The 3578-nt window shown below is 70.9% G+C and carries 4 protein-coding genes and 1 pseudogene; 1 reads left to right on the top strand and 4 read right to left on the bottom strand.

All coding sequences use genetic code 11. The annotated features are described in order from the left end of the window. Positions 1–132 precede the first annotated feature (132 nt). A complete protein-coding gene (locus DQP58_RS26175; RefSeq protein ID WP_067019599.1) occupies positions 133–408 on the top strand; it encodes a DUF4190 domain-containing protein in 276 nt (91 codons plus the stop codon). Between the two features lie 26 nt (positions 409–434). Here DQP58_RS26175 and DQP58_RS26170 read toward each other — a convergent pair whose 3' ends face one another. The 4 genes and pseudogenes from DQP58_RS26170 to DQP58_RS27350 all read right to left on the bottom strand — a co-directional run. Beyond that, entirely contained in the window at positions 435–1946 is a 1512-nt protein-coding gene (locus tag DQP58_RS26170; protein ID WP_112710939.1) for a YifB family Mg chelatase-like AAA ATPase, read from the bottom strand. Beyond that, complete coding sequence (locus DQP58_RS26165) at positions 1946–2323, bottom strand: YraN family protein (protein ID WP_112710940.1); 378 nt, start codon at positions 2321–2323, stop codon at positions 1946–1948. Before DQP58_RS26165 ends, DQP58_RS26170 begins: the two co-directional genes overlap by 1 nt. Before the next feature lie 169 nt (positions 2324–2492). Continuing rightward, positions 2493–3314, bottom strand: a complete 822-nt coding sequence (gene fdhD / locus DQP58_RS26160; RefSeq protein WP_112710938.1) for a formate dehydrogenase accessory sulfurtransferase FdhD — start codon at positions 3312–3314, stop codon at positions 2493–2495. A 109-nt stretch (positions 3315–3423) separates the two neighbouring features. Further along, positions 3424–3578 (bottom strand): annotated as a pseudogene (locus DQP58_RS27350) (epimerase); the annotation flags it as partial.

The raw sequence follows: 3578 nt of genomic DNA, 5'->3' as shown, positions 1-3578 counted from the left end.
GGTCGTCGAGCGCCGTCGTCATCGCCGCGCCCCCCGGGCCAAGAACGCGCCAAGGATCCTTTGAGCCCGACGCGCGAGTGTGATGTCATCAGCCGCCCGCCGCACGCCGGCCCGCAACGAACGGAACGACCCATGATCCTCGACCTGCCGATGGTGTACAGCGTGTCTGAGCGCCCAAAGAACCCCTGGGCCGTCGCGGCGTTCGTGCTCAGCCTGGTCAGCTGGATCGGTTTTCCCATCCCCGTGATCAGCATCGGACTGGCCTGCATCGGGCTGCGCGAGATGGAACACCGGGGCGAAAGTGGCCGTGCCATGGCCCAATTCGCCCGTGCGTTCGCGATTCTGGTGAGTGTCGCGATAGCGGTGCGGGGTGGGCACACCGATTGGCTGAGCATGGCGCGCTGGTAGCGCTCCCGGCCGCCGCGGCGCCGCGCTCATCGCTGCGCCCCGGGTTGACGGAAGCTCAGTGCGGCGGCGACTTCGTCGGTCCCGGGTGACGTGCGGCCCGCCAGGTCGGCCAGGCTCCACGCGACCCGCAACGTGCGGTCGAGGCCACGGATGCTGAGCAGCCCGCGGTCCAGCGCGCGTTGCAGCGGTTCCATGGCCGCGTGGCTGGGACGGAACCTCCGGCGCAGCAGCGTCCCGCTGACTTCGCCGTTGGTGTGAAACCCGTGCGGTAGCCAGCGCTGCGCGGCGGCCGCGCGGGCCTGCGCGACCCGGCGGCGAACCTGCGCGGTCGATTCGGCGTCCCCACCCGCGAACGCCCCGGCCTTCACCTGATGCATCTGCACGCGCAGGTCCACCCGGTCCAGCAGCGGACCCGAGAGCTTGCCCAGGTAACGGCGCTTGGCGGCCGCCGCGCAGATGCAGTCCTGCGGGTCGGCCGGCGCGCACGGGCACAGGTTAGCGGCCAGCACCAGCTGGAACCGGGCGGGATAACACGCCACGCCGTCGCGGCGGGCCAGGCGAATCTCGCCGTCCTCCAACGGTGTTCGCAGGGCCTCCAGCGCGCTGACCCGAATCTCGGCGCACTCGTCGAGGAACAGCACCCCGCGATGTGCGCGGCTGACCGCGCCCGGGCGCGCCATCCCGGACCCACCGCCGACCAGCGCGGCGACGCTGGAACTGTGATGGGGCGCCACGAACGGCGGCCTGGTGATCAACGGGGTGTCGCCCGACAACAGTCCGGCCACCGAGTGAATCGCGGTCACTTCCAGGGACTCGTCGTCCGTCAGCGGCGGCAGCAGCCCCGGAAGGCGTTGCGCGAGCATCGTTTTGCCGACGCCCGGCGGGCCGGTGAGCATCAGGTGGTGCGCCCCGGCAGCGGCCACCTCCACCGCGAACCGCGCCTGCGTCTGCCCGACCACATCGACCAGGTCCGCCGTGGGCTCGCCGTCCGTGGGTTTGACGTCGATCCGGCCGTCCAGCGCGCCGGTGCCGCTGAGCCACTTGTGTAGCTGCTTCAGGGTCCGCACACCCCACACGTCGATGCCGTCGACCAGGCTGGCCTCGGCGAGGTTGTCCACGGGAACCACCACGGCCGGCCAGCCGTCGCGCTTGGCGGCCAGGACCGCGGGCAGCACGCCGCGCACCGGCCGGACCCGGCCGTCCAGGGACAGCTCGCCGAGCAGCACCGTCTTCTCCAGCCGTTCCCAGGGGTATTTGCGCTGCGCCGAAAGCACCGCGGCAGCCAGGGCGATGTCGTAGACCGACCCCATCTTGGGCAGGGTCGCCGGCGACAGCGCCAGGGTGAGCCGCGCCTGGGGCCAGGAGTTGCCGCAGTTGGTGACGGCGGCCCGGACGCGGTCGCGAGACTCCTGCAGGGCGGCGTCGGGCAGGCCCACCAGGTGCACGCCCGGCAGTCCGGAGGTGATGTCGGCTTCGATCTCCACGGTCTGCCCGTCCACGCCGTGCACCGCGACGGAGAACGCGCGTCCCAACGCCATCAGCCGATCCCTTGCAGGTGGGTGATCTCGGGGGTGCGGCGGCGCCCGACCCGCACGCCGATCACGTCGATGCGGATCGCGGCCCAGCGCTGGTGCTGGCTAGCCAGCCACAGCCCGGCCAGCCTGCGCAACCGCCGCACCTTGCGCGGGGTGACGGCGTGCGCCAGCCCGCCGTAGCCGTCGCCGGTGCGCGTCTTCACCTCGACGAACACCACCGTCGAGGTGGCGTCGTCGCGGGCGATGATGTCCAGTTCGCCGTAGCGGCAGCGCCAATTGCGCTGCACGATGTGCAATCCCATCCGGGTCAGATGATCCACGGCGAGCGCCTCACCCATCGCTCCCAGCTGGATCCGGGTCATGGTCGTTTCGGTTGTCATGCGGGCCACGGTGCCCGGTGACCCCGACGGGACGGGCCGTCGACCCCACCCGAGGCGGCCCGCGACACCCGGTTATCCCCAGTGCGGCGTCGATGCACAGCTAGCGGAGAACCGCTCGCGGCGATCGCAAGCGCGGCGTAGCCGGGCGCAGCGGGTCGCCGCCATCGATCTAGGTGATCCGATCCGCCCTGGTGTAGATGTTCATCGAGTCCTCCCGCAGGAAGGCCACCAGCGTGATGCCGGACTCCTCGGCCAGCGAGACCGCCAGCGACGACGGCGCGGACACGGCCGCCAGCACCGGAATCCCGGCCATCACGGCCTTCTGCGTCAACTCGAACGACGCCCGCCCGCTGACCAGCAACACGGTGGCCTGCAACGGTAACCGCCGGTGCTCGGTCGCCCAGCCGATCACCTTGTCGACCGCGTTGTGCCTGCCGACGTCCTCGCGCACCACCAGCATCGCGCCGTCCGCGCCGAACAACGCCGCCGCGTGCAGGCCCCCGGTGCTGTCAAAAACCTTTTGCGCGGAACGTAATTGACCGGGCATCGCCTCGAGGGTGGCCGCGGCCACGGTCGCGTGATCGGTGCCGGGCGAGAACCGGCTGAGCAGCCGCACCGCGTCCAGCGAGGCCTTGCCGCACACGCCGCACGACGAGGTGGTGTAGAAGTTGCGGGTGACGTCGAGAACGGGCTTCGGTACGCCGGGAGTCAGGGTCACGTCCAGCACGTTGTACGTGTTCGCACCGTCGTCGCCGCGTCCGGCGCAGTAGCGGATGCTGTGCACGTCGTCGCGGCCCGCGATGACGCCCTCGGTGAGCAGAAAGCCTTGGGCGAGTTCGAAATCCGATCCCGGGGTGCGCATCGTCACGGTGACCGCCGCGCCGTCGACCCGGATCTCCAACGGCTCCTCGACGACCAGGGTTTCCGGTCGGGTGATCGCTTCACCGGCGGTCAGATGCGTCACCCGCCGGCGCGACGTGACGTGCCCCACTAGGCGATTTCACCGCCGGCGGCGACGTCGCGAGAAGCGACCGAACGCTCGAGACCCATCGGATCAAACTACCTTGGCCGGCGGCCGGGCGCCGAGAAGCACAACGCTCTCACGCCCCCGAGGCCAGCGCGTCCAGCGTCTCCGCCGAAGAGTGCAGCGGACGCCAGCCCAGTTGGGTCTTGGCCTTGGTGGTGTCCATGACCATCGACGTCCGCGCGGTGTGCAGCCATTCCAGCATGGCCGGCACCCGCGGCACCCGTGAGA

It is taken from the genome of Mycobacterium colombiense, assembly GCF_003284975.1.
GTDB classification, from domain to species: domain Bacteria; phylum Actinomycetota; class Actinomycetes; order Mycobacteriales; family Mycobacteriaceae; genus Mycobacterium; species Mycobacterium europaeum_A.
Note: the sequence above shows the minus strand (reverse complement) of the source record. Positions and strands in the feature narration are given on the sequence as shown.

Excerpts from the sequence above, each read along its gene's own strand:
- DQP58_RS26175 (WP_067019599.1), top strand. The coding sequence starts at position 133 with ATGATCCTCGACCTGCCGATGGTGTACAGCGTGTCTGAGCGCCCAAAG.
- DQP58_RS26170 (WP_112710939.1), bottom strand. The coding sequence starts at position 1,946 with ATGGCGTTGGGACGCGCGTTCTCCGTCGCGGTGCACGGCGTGGACGGG.
- DQP58_RS26165 (WP_112710940.1), bottom strand. The coding sequence starts at position 2,323 with ATGACAACCGAAACGACCATGACCCGGATCCAGCTGGGAGCGATGGGT.